This is a genomic window from uncultured Catenibacterium sp. (assembly GCF_900540665.1).
In the GTDB taxonomy this organism is placed as follows: Bacteria; Bacillota_I; Bacilli_A; order Erysipelotrichales; family Coprobacillaceae; genus Catenibacterium.
The window spans coordinates 1-18,579 of sequence record NZ_UQGV01000044.1; the positions used below are offsets into that span (position 1 = coordinate 1).

Sequence of the window (18,579 nt, forward strand, 5' to 3'; positions counted from 1 at the left end):
ATTATTCAAACTTGTTTTTAAGTTCGTCTTTTTTTATACGTTTTGATTGATTTTTTTTTCACACTTTTCACCCTTCTTTAAACATACTGCCTTATAATAACATATACAAAAAAATATGGGAACATTCAACTTCCATATTTCACCCAACAACATAACTTTTTATTTTGCGATATATGATTTGTGCAATTATTCCTACCACCATGCCTGATACAATACCAAGTAATGTCAGATATGGAAGATAATAGATAAAGGCAGAGGTGGAAAAGAAGACAAAGGCAACAAGTAACTGCCCTATATTATGAGATACGCCTCCTACTATAGAGACAACGATGTTTGAGAAGAGATGTGTCTTTACCATAAATGCCATAATACTAATAGAAAGAAGTCCTCCTGCCAGGCTATAAAGCATCATATAAGGATTTGTGAATGTGATTCCTATGATAAAGATACGAAGAAGTGAAACACCGACTGCATATTTAAATCCAAAGCATAAAAGAATTGTAAAAGATACAATATTAGCTAAGCCAAGTTTTGCGCCAGGGATTCCTAAATAAATAGGAAACAACATTTCTATATAGTTCAATATGATGGATATAGTACAAAATATTGCAAGAAAGCATAATTGTCTGACTTTAGTATGCTTGATCATCCTGCTGTTTTTCATTTCCTGACACCACCTCTACAATGAGTTTATGAGGAAGACAGATGATACTCTGCCCCTTTTTATTAATTGCCCCCTGCTTGATACATAAATGATCTGGACAGGTGGCTGAAATCATTCTTATTTTATGATTTTCTATTTTTAATGTATTCTCTTTATTAATATGTATTGTTTGATTTTTATTGAGATCATAATAGCCATAAACTTCTTTGTTTAAAGTAATTTTAATCATATTACTTTTTGACTGGGGACGAAGAAGAAAACCAGCAGTAGCTATAATCAATAAAATAGTCAATACATAAATATCATATTTTCTGTTTTTCATTATTTTCTCCTTGTATAATAGAATAAGGAGGTGCTTTATGAGAAGAATACTTTCACTTATCCTATGTTTTTCTTTACTTAGTGGCTGTAAGCCTAATAATGAACCCATTACTCAGAAAGAGTTCTGTTTAGATACAATTGTCTCTATTACTTTATATGATTCATCTTCAAAAAAGATTCTAAATAACTGCTTTGATTTATGTAAGAAATATGAACTACTTTTCTCTACAACAAACACAAATAGTGAACTCTATCAAATTAATCATAATAAGAATAAGACCCAATATCAAACTATTTCTAATGAACTCTCCTCTGTCATTAAACAGGGACTTTATTATAGTGAATTATCAAAAGGTGCTTTTGATATTACGATTGGTGCTGTCAGTTCTTTATGGGACTTCAAAAGTGATCAAGCGTCTTTACCTGATGAATCTCTCTTAAAAGAAAGTCTTAAAACAGTCAACTATCAAAATATTATTTGTGAAAACAAAAGTATACTCTATAAGAATCCTGATACAATGATAGATTTAGGTGCAATTGCGAAAGGTTATATTGCAGATAAACTCAAGGATTATTTAATCCAGCATAAAGTCAATAATGCATTAATTAATCTTGGAGGTAATATCCTATGTGTCGGAGATAAGATGACAGAAGGATATCATATCGGAATCACCAATCCTCAAAAAACAGATGAATCTATTATAAGCACTAAGATAGAAGATAAATCAATTGTAACAAGTGGCATTTATCAGCGACAGATGAAAATTAACCATCATATTTATCATCATATTCTAAATCCTCATACGGGTTATAGTTATGATAATGGACTCGCTTCTGTTACTATTGTATCTCCTTCTTCAATGCAGGGTGATGCATTAAGTACTGTCTGTTTCTCTCTTGGACTAGAAAAAGGCAAAGCCCTCATTGAGTCAGTAGACGATGTCGAAGCATGTTTTATTGATACAAATAATCAAATCACTTATACAAAAAACTTCAACCACTCTTAAAAAATCCCAATAAAGGGATTTTTTTATTCAATAATTTTTCTAGGACATTTTTCTACACATGCCCCACAATTTGTACATTTAGAATAATCTATATGTGCTAAGAAATCATCAACGGTAATCGCTCCATTTAGACATACCTTTGTACATAAACGACAACCAATACAGCCTGACTGGCAGCTTTTAGTAACTACAGGTCCCTTATCATGAGAATTACATTGTACACGATGTATTGCATCATAAGGTACCATTTCTATCAGATGATTAGGACATGCTTCCATACATTTCTGACATCCTTTACATTTTTCCTTATCTACAACAGCTACGCCATCAACGATATGTATCGCATCAAACTCACATGCCTGTACACAACTTCCTAAGCCAATGCAGCCTGCATTACACATCTTACCACCTTTGCCTGGTACTAGTGCCGCACTTAAACAATCCTTAATACCTGAGTACTGAGAAACAGGTGTGACCTTATCACATGTTCCCTTACATTTTACAAAGGCTATGTAGCGTGTACTGACCTGTGCTTCCTGCCCTAAAATAGTGGCAATCTTGGTACCAACTTCATTGCCTCCTACAGGACATTGATTGCTTGGTGCTTCTCCTACTGAAATGGCATGTGCTAGACCATCACATCCTGGATACCCACAGGCACCACAGTTATTTCCTGGTAGAACAGATCTTATTTTCTGTTCTTTTTCATCTACAACAACCTTGAACTTCTCACTCGCAACACCTAGAACTATTCCGATAAATAATCCTATAAAGCCCACAAGGAGAGTCGCAATTATAATGGATTTCATAGTCATTCTCCTTCCTAGATCAAGCCTGAAAAGCCAATAAAGGCAATAGCCATCAAACCTGCAGTAATCAACACAATAGGAGAACCTTTAAAACTATGAGGAATATCATTGTCTTCTATTCTTTCTCTAATTCCTGCAAGAATAATAATAGAAATAGTAAAACCAACAGCTGTTCCAAAACCAGCAACAACACTTGTGATGAAATCATAATGATTCTGTACATTCGTTAAAGCCACACCTAGGACGGCACAATTTGTTGTAATAAGAGGTAAATAAACACCTAGAGACTGATATAAGCCTTGTGAATATTTTTTCAAGAAGAGTTCTACCAATTGTACAAGTGCAGCAATAATAAGAATAAAGGCAATTGTTTCTAGATATTCCACATGGAATTTCACTAATAATCGATAAAGAAGTGAAGTAACAGCTGAGGCTATCGTAATAACAAATATGACAGCACCACCCATACCTGCAGCAGTTTCTATTTTCTTAGAAACACCTAAAAATGGACATAAACCTAAAAACTGTGATAAAACAACATTATTGACTAAAGAGACACTGATTAACGTTAAAAGTAAAGTTTTCATTATTTTTGTGCCTCCTTCTTATATTCTTCAAAACAAGTAATACCCTGACAATGCATACAGTCTCCGCCACATTCTAGTGATGAACGTTCTCCATTTGTAGCACTCGGCATTTTTAATTTATTCTGTATAGCTGTCAACATGCTTAAAACAAAGAATGCACCCGGTGCCATAATAAAGATAGAAATCGGTTCATAGGCTTTTGGCATGACAGTATGGCCAAAAACAGTACCAGCACCCAATAGTTCTCTCACTAATCCTATACAAGTTAATGCAAGTGTAAATCCTAACCCCATACCTATACCATCTAATATAGAAAGAATAGGATTATTCTTAGAGGCAAATGCTTCTGCACGACCTAGAATAATACAGTTAACTACAATAAGAGGAATATAAATACCTAATGTATCATATAAAGATGGAAGATTTGCCTGTAATAGGAGCTGTACAACAGTCACAAGAGTTGCCACGATGACTATATAAGCTGGAATTCTAACACGTTCAGGAATGATCTTACGTAATGCAGAAATCACAAAGTTACTCATAATAAGTACAGCCATTGTAGTAAGTCCCATCCCCATCCCACTCATAGCTGAAGTTGTGACGGCAAGAGTTGGACACATACCTAACATTAAGACAAATGTAGGATTTTCTTTAATAATGCCATTATAAACTGGTTTAATATATTTATTCATGTTGTCCCTCTCCTTTCAACAGATCATAGAAATCAAGGGCACCATTGACACCATTTGTGACAGCTTTAGATGTGATAGTGGCACTAGAAAGAGAATCCACTTCATTATCCTTCTCTTTACCTGTTTTAGTAATAATAAACGAATCCACCTTCTTATTCAGGTACTGTGATCTAAATGATTCATTCTTCGCATTCATACCAAGCCCTACTGTTTCACTGATAGATAAGATTTCTACACCTTTAATCTGTTTATTTAAGTCAATGCCAATGATGAGTTCTATTTCACCGCCAAAGCCATCTTTATCAGTCACCTGAATTACATAGCCTTGTAATTTATTATCTTTATAAGCCCCTAAAGCATTGTTGATTTCAATACCATTCTTTCCATAATCCTTTGTAAGAAGTTTTGGACTTTGTCGAATGAGTTTACTGTAATCTGCCTTAAAATCATCTGCTTCACTCATAACCTGCTTATATGCAAGAAGCTTTGTTTCTTCTTGTTTTGCGGCTATTTTATCTTTTGTAGAATTATAAACAAAACCAAGGAGACATCCCGATACAATAGTAATGATAAATAAGATGCATGTATCTTTGATGATTCTCTTTATATTCATGATACCACCGCCTTTTTTGTTTTATAGAGAAGTGTATATTTCTCAATAAGCGGTACAACAAGATTTCCTAGAATAATCGCATAAGAAACACCTTCTGTAGTTGTCCCAAAGAATCTAAATAAACCAGTGAGTATACCTATTAAAACGCCAAAGATAATCTGTCCTTCAAAATTAATAGGTGTTGTCACATAGTCAGTTGCCATAAAGAAACAGCCAAGCATTAATCCACCACCACATAATTGACAGGCCAAATAATAGAAATCAAAACGGAATGGCGAAAAAACAAGAGTAAATATTGAGAAAGAAAGAAGATAAGCCACTGGTATAGTTGGTTTAATGACTCTCTTTACTAACATATAACACCCACCTATTAAAATCATTAGGGTTGATGTTTCACCAATTGTTCCTGCTGTTGTACCGATAAATAAACGGTATAAGTCATAATGTGATCTTGTTTCAAGAATCGCAAGTGGTGTCGCAGTCGTTACACCATCAAAGACGAAATTTGTCATACGTCCTGTAAAAGATATTAATAGAAAACAGCGTGCAGCTAAAGCTGGATTCATAAAGTTTTGTCCTAATCCACCATAAAGCTGTTTTACGATAATAATCGCAAATACACCACCAATTAAAGGTATCCATAAAGGAACAGTAGAAGGAAGATTTAAAGCAAGAATGAGTCCTGTCACAATAGCTGAACAGTCCTTGATTGTGATAGGCTTCTTCATAAAATATTCAAATAAATACTCTGATAGTACACAGGTCAATACTGATATCACTACAATAAGCGCTGCATTCAACTTAAACTGATAAATTCCATACAGTGTTGTAGGCATTAATGCGATAATGACATCAATCATAATACGTGCGGTATCTGTCTTAGCACGTACATGAGGTGATGAAGATGTATGTAATAATTTATTCATAACATTTCCCTACTTTCTTTTAAGTGATGCCACAGTAGATTTACATTTTCTAATAGCCTGTGTCATATTTCTTTTTGCTGGACAGACATAACTGCAGCATCCGCATTCTATACATTCCATACCATTTAACTGTACGAATGTGTTGGTATCATTCTTCAAAGAAGCCTGATAAAGTTTTTGAGGAATGAGATGGCTTGGACAAGCATCAATACAGCGCCCACATCTAATACAAGCTGTTGGACTATTGACTACTACTTCATCATGAGTGAAGGCAAGAATAGAACTGCTTGTCTTTACTACCGGAATATAAAGAGAAATAAGTGAAACACCCATCATAGGTCCCCCACTGATGATTTTCTCTACATTCTCCTTTAAACCACCACGTGTTTCTATAATATACTGGAAATCAGTACCTACAGGAACTTCTATATTGCATGGTGCATTCACACCATCTCCTGTCAAAGTCATCACTGAAGAAATTAATGGACGATCGTATTTAATTGCCTCTCTTACCGCAAGAACTGTAGCCACATTATCTACAATACAACCCACATCAAGAGGAAGCATCTTAGAATTGAGTCTTCTTCCTGTAAGTGCCTCAATCAACATTCTTTCTCCACCTTGTGGATATTTTGTCTTCAATACCTTCACGCTTATTCTTTCTTCATGTACACATAGCTTTTCTAATGTATGAATCGCTTCTTTCTTATTATCTTCGATTCCAATATAGCCCACTGCATGAGGATAAAGAGTCAGCATGATTTTTAAACCGTCTACAAGTTCCTTTGATTTTTCAAGCATCAAACGATAATCAGATGTAAGATAAGGTTCACATTCAGCTCCATTCACAATGACATATTCTATTTTTTCTGGTTCTTTTACATTAAGCTTCACATGTGTAGGGAACCCTGCCCCACCTAAACCAACAACACCTGCATTTTTTACTTTTTCTATCTTTTCTTCAAAAGTCAATAAATCAATATTATTTTCATGTTCTATATAATCAGATATATAGTTTCCATCATTCTCTACAACCACAGCATCTTGATAATGTCCTGATGCATCCTGTCTCTTTTCAATACGTTTCACAATACCAGAAACAGAAGATATTATATTAGCTGATACATAACCACCAGCCTGAGCAATCAATGTACCTACATGTACTTCATCTTTAACCTTTACTACAGGGATACTTGGTGCACCAATGTGTTGTTTCATTAAAAAAACAACCTCCTGGCTGGCTTCTAATTTTTCTATTTGTTTATCTTTCGTATATTCTTTTCCATCATTCGGATGAACGCCACCTCTAAAAGTAATCATATCGCAACTCTCCTTTAATACTATTGTAGGACGATATGAGAAAAAATGAAAGCCTTTACATTAAGTTAATTTATTCACTTAACGTTTATTAATTCACATAAAAAAAGACCATGCATCAAGCATGGTCAAAGCAAATATTAGTCTAAATCAGCACCGTTAGATTCGAATACTTTCTTGATATAATTATAAGATTTCTTTGGAATACGTTTCATATCTCTTAAATCTTTATTTGTTCTATTGACATAAACGAATCCATAACGTTTATCCATATTACACATACTTGCTAGGATATCGATTGGTCCCCAAGTAATGTAACCTAAGCAGTCTACACCATCTTCAAACATTGCGTTTTCCATTTCACGGATATGGTCTCTATGATAGTTGATACGATAATCATCTTCGATTGTACGACCTTCAGCAAGCATCTTGTCTACTTCTTCCTGAGTCATATCTTCACGCCATCCAATACCGTTTTCAAGTACGAATACTGGTAAACCTGTTCTATGATGTAAATCATTTAAAGTCCATCTGAATCCAACTGGATCGATTTCCCAATGCCATTCATTGGCTTCACAATGAGGATTCTGGATTTTCTGTTCATTCACACAGTCACAAGCTGGTCTTTCATAATCAAATACACCAGTCTTAACTGTATCAGAACGATAATAAGAGAATGCGATATAGTCTACAGTATATTTTAATAGTTCTTCATCGCCTTCTTCAAATGTAGGCATCCATCCACGATTTTCTAAGTAAGCATTCCAGTAATCAGGATATTTACCCTGTGCAAATGTATCAGCAAGATAACCATTTAATAAGTTATAAGCCTGTGTAGCAAATAAGTTATTTTCTGGGCTGTTGTCATATGCATATACATTAGTCACTGCACCCATACCACAGAACTTAGCATCTGGCTGCATTTCTCTTAAAGCACGTACTGCCTTACAATGAGCCATCATAACATTGTGGTTAACCTGATATAAATGTTTAGGTAAGCTTACACCTTCAGGAATTTCTTCCGCATTTGAAACTCTTAACATCATTGAATGAAGGTTCTGTTCGTTGAATGACATCCAATGCTTAACTCTGTCACCAAATCTTTCAATACAAACCTTTGCATATCTTTCAAAGCAGTCTACAACATATCTAGAAGCAAAACCATTGTAGTTCTTTACTAGATGATATGGCATATCGAAATGTACTAAAGTAATCATTGGTTCAATGCCTGCAGCAAGTAGCTTATCAATTAAATCACTGTAGAACTTTACACCTTCTTCATTTACTGGTTCATCTAATGTACCATTAGGAATGATACGGCTCCAGCAGATAGAGAAACGATAGAAGTTGAATCCCATACCTTTCATTAAAGCGATATCTTCATCATAACGAGTGTATTCATCAATAGCATCGTTCCAGTCAGAAAATTCAGGATTCATAGGTCTTACGTCATAGATACATACACCTTTCCCACCTTCATTTCTGTGTCCTTCAGTCTGGAATGATGATACTGAACCACCCCAGTAAAAATCTTTTGGCATTTTTCTTTCCATTTTATGTGTCTCCTTTATCTTATGAATACATTCTATCAATCACGCCTTATATATGTAAACTGTTTCAAGGTTGATTATTATAACGTTTCATAAAATATACAAAAAATGATTAATTAATGAAACTCTGTTTCATTAATTTGAAAGAATGTACTTAAGATAATCTTTAATATCCTGTCTTTTGGCTTCTATCTGTAAATAGATATAATCATCACGATAGTCAACCTGTTCCACATAGGTATTCTCATAGAGATATTTAAAATCCTCTCCTTGATTATAAGGAATACCTAATAGGAAGGTTTCATAATCCTTAAAGAGGATATGACTGATTTCATCTTCTAACAAGTCTAAACCAATCTTTTCCTTCGCAGATATAAAAACATAGGGAGCTACAGGATGTACATAACCATACTTATTTAAATCAACCTTGTTGTACACATAGATCATAGGTGTATTTTCAACACCTAATTCTTCTAATACCTTATTGGTTGTATCAACCTGTAATTGATAATCTTCAAAACTTGAATCAACAACATGGAGTAATAGATCTGCTTCTTTCACTTCTTCTAAAGTGGAACGGAATGCCTGAATCAGATTGTGTGGTAAACGTTCAATAAAACCAACTGTATCAGTAAGCAAGCATGTATGATTCTTAATCTTTATATTTCTAGTAGAAGTCTGTAATGTCGCAAATAACATATCCTTCTCAAATACTTTTTTCTCTTTGTTCTGACATAAAGTATTAAGCAAAGTGGACTTTCCACTATTTGTATAACCGACCAAGGCAATCACAGGGACATTATTACGTTTACGTCTTTCTCTTTGTGTTTGTCTTTGTTTTACAATCTGTGCCAGTTCTTTTCTAGAACGGGACAACTTTCTAGAGATAATACGACGATCTAACTCAATCTGTTTTTCACCAGATCCTCTAAACCCAGAACCACCTTGCTGGTGTGACATGTGTTCCTGCATTCCTGCAAGTCTTGGTAATAAATATTGGTCTCTGGCTATTTCTACCTGTAATTTTGCTTCTTTTGTCTGTGCACGCTGTTCAAATATACGAAAAATTAAATCTGTACGATCTGTTACTTCTGTTTGTAATTGATCAGTAAGTTTCCCACAGATGAGGATATGATAGATTATTGTTTAAAAAAAGGAAAACCAATGAGAAAACTGTATCCGAGGTGGTATGGAAGAAAATATCCAAGAAATAAAAAAGGAATTTATTTTGAATAGAAAATACAAAAAATCAAATTATTGGTTTTATTTTACCCATAATGGATGTAAATAATGGCTCAAGTATTAGGAACTCATGATAGAGAAATAGACAGTGAATATAAATTGTTTGAGTTACGAATTTAAAAAATATTGATAATGATGAGCGTGAATTATTTATATTAGCTGAAATGCAACTTTATGAAAGTTGTAAAAGAGTAATAGAATAATTTGCTAAGACATTCAAATGTAAAAGTTTCAGTAGTTTCTACGAAAGAATCAAGAATGAAGAGAAGATATAAAGGAATCGATAAAGAAAGAGAGGTATATAGGGATAGATGGAAAAAGAAGTAATAACCTATTTAGATAGAAAAGAAGATGTATATAGCTGGATGAATGCACAAAAACCAGATGTTAATCCTATTTCCTACGGCAGTTCCTATGTTTTTTATGAACTAGGAGATGTGGATAATCTGAGATTGTATGAGTATTTTATTGCATGTGGATTATTTGAATTAGAACATCATGACTTAGAAGAACGAATCGAAGAACAATTGACATATTAGATCTATCAATATGAACATTTTGGAAGATTCAAAGGTGAAATTCCTGATTGCGAATTACTAGAGAGGGATATAAAGAAGATTAAATCTATGATAACGCTAAGATTTGAAGATTTAGAATGTTACGAAACCGGCAAATAGTCGGTTTTTATTTTATCCAGAATGGATGTAAATGATAGCCCAGAGATTAAGAAAACATAGGCATTGTGAAAATGTCTTTTTATTGTGTCTTCAATAAAATCAACTTGTTCTACTTCATCCGCCCTGTCTGTCACAAAATCAAACATACTACGATCAGAAACAGTATAATGACTATTTAGGTACTGGTTTAAATGAATGTAGAGTTCTTTAGCATAACTACGCTTTAATGTGATTTCCACATTATAACCCCAGCATAAACATTCATTATTTGAGGTTTCTGCTTTAATAGATATCACCTGTACAGGCTTATCCTTAATATTAATCAACATTTCTACCCCTCCTTCCTATTTGTATTATAAGAAGGTGTCTTTGACAGATATAATTTACGTTATTATGAAAAGACATCAACTTTGCAGATATTTAAATCCTTAAGTTGATGCCTTTGAAATCTTACTTATTCAATTATTTTCCAAAATATCTGTCTAATAAACCTTTTAAAGCTTTACCATGTCTTGCTTCATCTCTTGCCATTTCATGAACTGTATCATGAATTGCATCTAAGTTATTCTTTTTAGCACATGTAGCAAGTTCAACTTTACCAGCAGTTGCACCAAATTCGCAGTCAACACGCCAAGCTAAATTATCTTTAGTAGTTGCTTTCATATTTGGTTCTAAATCTTCACCTAACATTTCAGCAAATTTAGCAGCATGTTCTGCTTCTTCATAAGCTGCTTTTTCCCAATATAAACCAATTTCAGGATAACCTTCTCTATGGGCAATTCTTGCCATACATAAATACATACCAACTTCTGAACATTCACCTTCAAAGTTTGCTTTTAACTGATCAAAGATATATTTTTTATCTTCATCAGTGATATCAGGATTATTTTTTACAGTTTTAGCATAAACACCATATTCATGTTCAGCAGCTAATTTCATTTCACCTTTTACTTCTTCAAACTGATCAGCGCCTACATGACATACTGGACATTCAGCTGGTGCTGCATCTCCTTCATAAACATATCCACACACTTTACATACAAATTTTGCCATATTCTTTTCTCCTTTTTAATTCCTTATTAGGAATGATTACTATTTAATTATAACATATAATCCTCTATTGTCAACGAATTTGACTTTTACTTTAAAAACAAATAATCACACCACATAAACGATGGAAATTTAAAAGTTTTTTTAACATTATTAAAGAATACTAAGAGAAGAAAATTTTAGCACATTTTCAAAGCAAAAAGCCCTTCAAAAAGCATTGAATATATCAGTGTTTTTGAAGGTTTTTATACGTATAACTGTCAAAGACAGGATAATACTACTCTCTGACAATAAAGTCAAAACAAAACAGCCTGTAAAATGGAGATATTCCCATTACTACAGACTGCCGTAAAATATAATTTTTTCTGAATAAGATCTTATTGCGAAAGAAACGGAATATAACACTAACAAGCTCTTACTCATACTAATAGAATATTTTTTATAGTTTCAAGTTAATATTAAGCTCTTGCTTTCTTATTACGAAGTACAAATGCACAACCAACTAGTAATGTAAGAGAACCGATTGCAGCAACTAATGATGTAACGACATCAGTTGAATCACCAGTTTTAGCTGTATTCTTCTTATCATCAGTTTTATTTGTAACTGTAGTTTCAGTTTTATCTGATTCAGATGGGGTTACTGTGATATTTGGTTTTTCTGGATCAGATGGATTTGGTTTTTCTGGTTCAGTTGGTGTTGTTGGTTCAACTGTCTTAGTTGGAGAAGTCATCTTCCATAACTGTGTACCATAGAATGGGTTAGCTGTACCAATAGCCATCCAGTCATCACCTGTCGCAAAAGCACGTAGACCATGGTTATATGGATCACCAAAACCATTTGTAGTAACTGCTGTGAATGATTCACCATCAGCTGATGTATACATATCAAAACCACGCTGAGCTTTAGATAAATAATTTAATACCTTACCAAATGCAATCAAATTTTCTTTCTTAGTGATTGTCATGAAAGTTTCAAATAATTTCTTTAACTTTTCAGGAAGCTGAGAAGAAATCTGTGTATAGTATTCATATACTTCAGCATATTCATCTGCGAATTCCTGAGAACCTTTTTTATTTAATGAATCAGCCATTGGATCCATACCAAAAATAATTGTGAATAATTCAGTTGATAGTTCGTCATTTAAGCTATTAGCCTTAATTGAACCATCTTCAAGACCTTTTACAAGAGTATTGAACTGTTCAGTAGAAAGTTTTATAGTTTCCACATCGTCATTAGATGCAGCAGATGCAGCCTGTGCCCCGCTATATCTCTTAGATGCAGTTTCAATTGCTTTCTGTACCTTTTCAGATGCAGTTAAATCAGTTTCTTCTTCAGCATCCTCATCAACCTTTGCTTCTTCATCAGTTTCTGCAACTGTGATTGGCTGAGTTGGATATTCAGTGTTCTTGCTTAGTACTAATTCAATGAAAACCTTAAGGTAATTTAGCTGTGACTTCCATTCTTCTTTAGACATATTTAACAAGTCACCATTTGTAAACTGTCCGATAGGCTGTAACAAGCTGCTGCTGTCAAATGTACCAAAGTACATCTTGCCATCAAATACAGTAGACTGCCAGATATACTGGTTTTCATGATGTCCAAATCCAGAACCAAGTCCTGAAATGCCACCATTAGGGAACATCTTAGTTGCATCACCCACAACAAGTTCCATGTTTTCATCCTTATCCATACGATAGAGGCTTACAGACTGTTCTAAGTTCTTAGCTAAGAATTCTACGTTCTTTTTAAATACTACATCTTCTAATGCGATTTCGATATCTTCATATTCACCGATATAAAGATGATCATTATATACTAGCATGTTACAAGCACCAGCACGTGTACGTTCTGGATCAATACCAAATGTATATTTAGCACCATCTGCTTTATCACCTACAACTGGTCTCCATGTCCAAGAACCATCTGCTTTTTCTTCACCACATACAATCGCAAATGACTGCATTGTATGTTCATCAGGTTTGTTTTCCGGTGTACCAGTACATAAAGCAACATAAAGCTTGTTATTGAATTCTGCCATTTCCCAGATAGAACCACCATAGATACTATCTGTATAATGATATGCAGGATAGTTAAATAAATCCTTCTTAGTTGCAATCTTCTTGAATGAAGACTGACCTGCTGATGGGTCTTTAGACTTTAAGATATAAGGTCCATCAACACCAACACAGCTCGCAATGAATTCACCATTGAATTCTGTCATACCACGAATACCAGTACTGATACCTTCTTTGTATGCAGCACCAAGTTCCTGTGGAGTGATACCAGTGTAGACACACTTAATATCATCTGTCTTAGGGTCGATGCAATAAATACTAGGTAAACCGGCTTTTGCACCTTTATTACGTACAGAACCACAGAAATAAAGTTTATCCTTATAACGCATAGCGTTTCTAAAAAGTGGTCCTTTACCATTTAAAGACTTAGACATTAATAATTTAGTTTCGCCAGTCTTAACGTTCACTTTTACAAGAATACCATCAGAATCTTCATCTGCAGTACCATCTTCTTTTTCATGTCCATAAAAGAATGTTCCATTGAACATTGCTTTAAGTGCAGCAGTCATAACTTCCTTATCGAACTTATCACCAAGAGTAGTATCCATTAATGTTAATGTGTTACCCATTGCTGCATAACAAGTACCAACATACATCCAATCTCCATAAGATGCTGCAGACCAAGCGTAACTCTGCCCCTGATCACCCTGTCCTGTTGCACCATTCTCTCCAGTGACACCTACATTTCCACCACCTAGGTAATCAACGATACCATCAGGTGTAGATACTGCTTTGTCCGGATGAGACAATTTTGCGAAAGTATACTTACCATTGCTGTAAGTTACCTTAGATTGAAATTCAGAAGTATCCCCAGTTGCACTTACTGCAGAAGTACAAGAAAAAGCAAGTGTAAGTGCTACAAAAGAAGCCCCAAATTTCTTAAATAGGCTTTTATTCATAATTTCCCTCCTCTTTGATTATGTCATACCTCTGTCTTATATTTTATCATTACATAATATTTGAGTAAAGCGCGTGCATTTAAGTTACATAATAAGTAATTTGTGACATCAGATAATCATGTCATATTATTTAGTTTCACACTAATTAATACTGTATATTTTATAGTAATCAAAAATTAGAATAAAAAAGCAGCCTGTGTAATAGAGATGATTCCATTACTACAGACTGCCTTATGATGAGTAACTAAATAGACTTGGGGTTAACTCAAGCATTAAAACTGCCAGGGGTTGTGAACTTTTTAGGGGCAGCTCATCCATACCACGTGATAATTAAAATTCAGGAAATCCCTAGTTATTTTAAATTACCCTTTTTAACATTCTATATGTTCCTTAGTAACCATCACTATCCATATTTGTAATTACTATCCACTACATACCTCTTATCAACACTGCCCTATTTTCGTTATAAAATTCTGTAAACTACCTTTATTTAAGCAAAAAAAAGGTTACAGATTCAGCGTACACACCCTGTTTCTGTAACCAATTTTGTGGATAATATTTTTTACTATATTGATTATTCGTACGGCTCTCCCCATATTTTTCGTAAACATCTCCCCGCCATCTTCTTTGATTTAACACCAATTTCTACTTTCTTTTTTTCAGTATTTTTTTCAATAATTATCTCAAAGGTTTCGTATAGGATAATTTACTTTTATCAACGGAAAACCGCATAAACACAAGGCTTTTCGATACTTTCTTTTGTTTTTTTACCAAGCAAAAAGACCCTGCATTTTTCAACGCAAGGTCTCATTTTTTATTTCTTATTTTGTTTTCTAAGTAGTTCTTAGGTCAATTCCCATGGAAAATGTAAATTACAAATTCGTGGGGATTGATGTGGGATTCTACATATATACTATTCGAATTCAATAGTTCCAGGTGGCTTAGATGTAATATCATACATTACTCTATTCACACCACGTACTTCATTGATGATTCTATTCATAGTCTTATTTAATACTTCATAAGGTATTTCAGCTGCTTCTGCAGTCATGAAATCAATAGTATTAACGGCTCTTAATGCAACAGCATAGTCATAAGTTCTTTCATCACCCATAACACCTACTGACTGCATATTAGTTAATGCTGCAAAATACTGACCGATAGAAAGATCTAATCCAGCATTCGCAATTTCTTCTCTATAAATCGCATCTGCATCCTGTACCATACGTACCTTTTCTGCAGTAACTTCACCAATGATTCTAATACCAAGACCTGGTCCTGGGAATGGCTGTCTGAATACTAAATATTCAGGAATACCAAGTTCAAGACCTACTTTTCTTACTTCATCCTTGAATAAGTCTCTTAATGGTTCAATGATTTCTTTGAAATCTACACAATCAGGTAATCCACCAACGTTATGGTGAGACTTGATGACTGCAGATTCTCCTCCAAGACCGCTTTCTACAACGTCTGGATAAATAGTACCCTGTACTAAGAAATCAACAGCACCAATCTTTTTTGCTTCTTCTTCAAAGACTCTGATGAATTCTTCACCGATGATCTTTCTCTTGCTTTCAGGTTCAGTCACACCTTTAAGCTTAGAATAATATCTTTCCTGTGCATTGACTCTGATGAAGTTTAAATCATAGCTGCCATCTTTACCAAAAACAGCTTCAACTTCATCGCCTTCATTCTTACGAAGTAAGCCATGGTCTACAAATACACAAGTTAACTGATTTCCAATAGCCTTAGATAATAAGACTGCTGCAACAGAAGAGTCAACACCTCCTGATAAAGCACATAATACTTTACCATCGCCAACTTTTTCTCTGATTGCTTTAATTGATTCTTCTACGAAAGAATCCATCTTCCAGTCACCAGCGCATCCACATACATCGATTACGAAGTTTCTTAACATCTTCTTACCTTCTGCAGTATGTAATACTTCTGGGTGGAACTGAATACCATAAAGGTTCTTTTCTCTGTTTTCACATGCTGCCACTGGACATTCATCAGAATGTGCTACAGATTTGAAACCAGGAGCTAAAGCTGAAATGTAGTCATTATGACTCATCCAGCATACTGTCTTTTCAGAAACATTTGAGAATAATGGTGAAGTTGTATCAACAACAATTTCTGTCTTACCATATTCTCTTGTAGGTGCAGCTTCTACATTACCGCCTAATACATACTGCATGAGCTGAGCACCATAGCATAAGCCAAGTACAGGAACACCACATTCAAAAAGTTCTTTTTCACATGTAGCAGCGCCTTCCTCATAGCAGCTATTAGGACCACCTGTTAAGATGATTCCCTTAGGGTTGAGTTCTTTGATTTTCTGCATTGCAACTTTATATGAATAGATTTCACAATATACGTTGCTTTCACGAACTCTACGCGCTACGAGCTGATTGTATTGGCCACCAAAATCAATAACCAGTACTAATTCTCTTTTCATATCTTCTCCTTTATTTATTAAAACACTTCTTTAAGCACGATTGTCTGAGTACGATCAGGTCCAACTGAGAACATAGTCACTGGGCAGTGAATAAGTTCTTCAATCTTCTTGATGTAGTTCTGAGCATTTACAGGAAGTTCTTCAAATGAAGTTACCTGAGTAATATCTTCCTTCCAGCCTGGTAATTCAATATAAACTGGTTCTACTCTTTCTAATTCTTCAATAGTAGAAGGTAAACCATGGATTTCTTTACCATCTAGCATATAAGCTGTACAGATTTTGATAGTATCTAAACCGCTTAATACATCTAATAACATTAATGAACATCCAGTTAATGAAGCCATTCTTCTTGACTGGTTAACAACAACTGCATCGAACCATCCAATTCTTCTTGGTCTCTTAGTGACTGTACCAAATTCGTTACCTGCATTTCTGATATAGTCACCTAATTCACCTTCAATTTCAGTAGGGAATGCACCAGAACCAACACGAGTAGTATAAGCCTTGATAACACCTACTACATCAGTAAGGTAAAGAGGACCAATGCTTGCACCAGATGGTACACCATTTGCACCTGGGTTAGAGCTTGTTACATATGGATAAGTACCATAATCAATATCAAGCATAGTACCCTGAGCGCCTTCAAATAAGATCTTCTTCTTTGCCTGGAATGCTTCATCTAAGAAGATACCTGTATCACAAACCATAGGCTTGATTACTTTAGCATATTCCTTATATTCTTCAAAGATTTCTTCTGCAGTACACTGTAATCCAGGATACTGTTTCTTCTTGAATGCTAATGTTTCTTCAAGTCTCTTCTTAAATAATGGTTCATTAATGAATTCACCAATACGAATACCGATACGGTCATATTTATCTACATAAGTAGGTCCAATACCTTTCTTAGTTGTACCGATACTTGCAGCACCACGCATTTCTTCTTCTAATTCGTCAATTTCAATATGATAAGGTAAAGTGACATGTGCACGATCTGAGATGTGCATCTTATCAGTCTTGATACCTGCATCATTTAAATACTTCATTTCTTCAAGTAAAGCTTTAGGATTGATAACCATTCCGTTACCTAATACAACTTCACCAGTTGTAAAGATTCCGCTAGGAATAAGTCTTAAGGCAAATTTTTGGCCATTAAATTTAATAGTATGACCTGCATTATTACCTCCAGAATATCTCACTACTAGATCTGCCTGCTGTGCAAGATAATCTGTAACCTTTCCTTTTCCTTCGTCGCCCCACTGGCTTCCAACAACAACGACTCCTGCCATTTATGTTCATCCTTTCTTTCATTAAAATACAACTATATTATAGAGGATAAAGAACATTATGTAAAACATAAAACTCTCGTTAAATCAATGAAATTATATGAATAAGTGCTATAATCAAATCACACGAGTTGATTTGATGAAAAAACTAGCAGTTCTATTTCCTGGAATTGGTTATCATTGTGATAAACCACTCCTCTACTACTCTAAAAAATGTTTATCAGCCTATGGCTATGAGATCATTGAAGTGAACTGTGAACTACCTCGACTTAATACTCCATATTTGAAGTCAAGGCTTCTAGGATGCTTACGCATCCGTTTAAGAAGATTGATATTTAAGTCTCCACCTATTGCTAGGCAATCCTTATTCTTATAGGCGTGTCCACTTCGCCTCTACTGTATAGGATG

General features: G+C 34.5%; 17 protein-coding genes. 2 read left to right on the forward strand and 15 right to left on the reverse strand.

Annotated features, from left to right (window positions below; all coding sequences use genetic code 11):
* Positions 1–139 precede the first annotated feature (139 nt).
* Positions 140–664: a Gx transporter family protein gene (locus QZQ55_RS06820; protein WP_295091486.1), complete on the reverse strand. Its 525-nt coding sequence runs from the start codon at positions 662–664 to the stop codon at positions 140–142.
* Positions 633–986 carry a NusG domain II-containing protein gene (locus QZQ55_RS06825; protein ID WP_295091489.1) on the reverse strand — a complete coding sequence of 118 codons (354 nt, stop codon included), beginning with the start codon at positions 984–986 and terminating at the stop codon, positions 633–635. The genes QZQ55_RS06820 and QZQ55_RS06825 overlap by 32 nt, the downstream gene beginning before the upstream one ends.
* Before the next feature lie 37 nt (positions 987–1,023).
* On the opposite strand from QZQ55_RS06825, the gene QZQ55_RS06830 reads away from it, so the two are divergent.
* The gene (locus QZQ55_RS06830) at positions 1,024–1,992 is read left to right on the forward strand and encodes an FAD:protein FMN transferase (protein WP_295091492.1); all 969 of its coding nucleotides are present in this window, start codon (positions 1,024–1,026) and stop codon (positions 1,990–1,992) included.
* Positions 1,993–2,015: 23 nt separating this feature from the next.
* Here QZQ55_RS06830 and QZQ55_RS06835 read toward each other — a convergent pair whose 3' ends face one another.
* From QZQ55_RS06835 to hflX, 8 genes are all read right to left on the reverse strand, one after another.
* Positions 2,016–2,801, reverse strand: a complete 786-nt coding sequence (locus QZQ55_RS06835) for an RnfABCDGE type electron transport complex subunit B (protein WP_295091495.1) — start codon at positions 2,799–2,801, stop codon at positions 2,016–2,018.
* A gap of 14 nt (positions 2,802–2,815) precedes the next feature.
* A complete protein-coding gene (gene rsxA, locus QZQ55_RS06840) occupies positions 2,816–3,388 on the reverse strand; it encodes an electron transport complex subunit RsxA (RefSeq protein WP_295091498.1) in 573 nt (190 codons plus the stop codon).
* On the reverse strand, positions 3,388–4,080 hold the full coding sequence (locus QZQ55_RS06845; protein WP_295091500.1) for an electron transport complex subunit RsxE: 693 nt from the start codon (positions 4,078–4,080) through the stop codon (positions 3,388–3,390). Before QZQ55_RS06845 ends, rsxA begins: the two co-directional genes overlap by 1 nt.
* On the reverse strand, positions 4,073–4,693 hold the full coding sequence (locus QZQ55_RS06850; RefSeq protein WP_295091503.1) for an RnfABCDGE type electron transport complex subunit G: 621 nt from the start codon (positions 4,691–4,693) through the stop codon (positions 4,073–4,075). The genes QZQ55_RS06845 and QZQ55_RS06850 overlap by 8 nt, the downstream gene beginning before the upstream one ends.
* Positions 4,690–5,619: an RnfABCDGE type electron transport complex subunit D gene (locus QZQ55_RS06855; RefSeq protein ID WP_295091506.1), complete on the reverse strand. Its 930-nt coding sequence runs from the start codon at positions 5,617–5,619 to the stop codon at positions 4,690–4,692. Before QZQ55_RS06855 ends, QZQ55_RS06850 begins: the two co-directional genes overlap by 4 nt.
* A 9-nt stretch (positions 5,620–5,628) precedes the next feature.
* Positions 5,629–6,939, reverse strand: coding sequence for an electron transport complex subunit RsxC (gene rsxC, locus QZQ55_RS06860; RefSeq protein ID WP_295091509.1), 1,311 nt, complete (start codon positions 6,937–6,939; stop codon positions 5,629–5,631).
* Positions 6,940–7,076: 137 nt separating this feature from the next.
* Entirely contained in the window at positions 7,077–8,489 is a 1,413-nt protein-coding gene (locus QZQ55_RS06865) for a glycoside hydrolase family 1 protein (protein ID WP_295091512.1), read from the reverse strand.
* Positions 8,490–8,621: 132 nt separating this feature from the next.
* Positions 8,622–9,629: a GTPase HflX gene (hflX, locus tag QZQ55_RS06870; protein ID WP_307983172.1), complete on the reverse strand. Its 1,008-nt coding sequence runs from the start codon at positions 9,627–9,629 to the stop codon at positions 8,622–8,624.
* Between the two features lie 410 nt (positions 9,630–10,039).
* Here hflX and QZQ55_RS06875 point away from each other — a divergent pair, with 410 nt between their 5' ends.
* Positions 10,040–10,267, forward strand: a complete 228-nt coding sequence (locus QZQ55_RS06875; RefSeq protein ID WP_295091515.1) for a hypothetical protein — start codon at positions 10,040–10,042, stop codon at positions 10,265–10,267.
* Positions 10,268–10,386: 119 nt separating this feature from the next.
* Here QZQ55_RS06875 and QZQ55_RS06880 read toward each other — a convergent pair whose 3' ends face one another.
* The 5 genes from QZQ55_RS06880 to QZQ55_RS06900 all read right to left on the reverse strand — a co-directional run bounded on the left by QZQ55_RS06880 (position 10,387) and on the right by QZQ55_RS06900 (position 18,174).
* Entirely contained in the window at positions 10,387–10,734 is a 348-nt protein-coding gene (locus tag QZQ55_RS06880; RefSeq protein WP_295091518.1) for a hypothetical protein, read from the reverse strand.
* A 133-nt stretch (positions 10,735–10,867) separates the two neighbouring features.
* Entirely contained in the window at positions 10,868–11,458 is a 591-nt protein-coding gene (locus QZQ55_RS06885; protein WP_187011486.1) for a rubredoxin-like domain-containing protein, read from the reverse strand.
* A gap of 455 nt (positions 11,459–11,913) precedes the next feature.
* Positions 11,914–14,430, reverse strand: coding sequence for a hypothetical protein (locus QZQ55_RS06890; protein WP_295091520.1), 2,517 nt, complete (start codon positions 14,428–14,430; stop codon positions 11,914–11,916).
* A gap of 913 nt (positions 14,431–15,343) precedes the next feature.
* The gene (guaA, locus tag QZQ55_RS06895) at positions 15,344–16,888 is read right to left on the reverse strand and encodes a glutamine-hydrolyzing GMP synthase (RefSeq protein ID WP_295091523.1); all 1,545 of its coding nucleotides are present in this window, start codon (positions 16,886–16,888) and stop codon (positions 15,344–15,346) included.
* Positions 16,889–16,905: 17 nt separating this feature from the next.
* Positions 16,906–18,174, reverse strand: a complete 1,269-nt coding sequence (locus QZQ55_RS06900; protein ID WP_295091526.1) for an adenylosuccinate synthase — start codon at positions 18,172–18,174, stop codon at positions 16,906–16,908.
* Between the last annotated feature and the right edge of the window lie 405 nt (positions 18,175–18,579).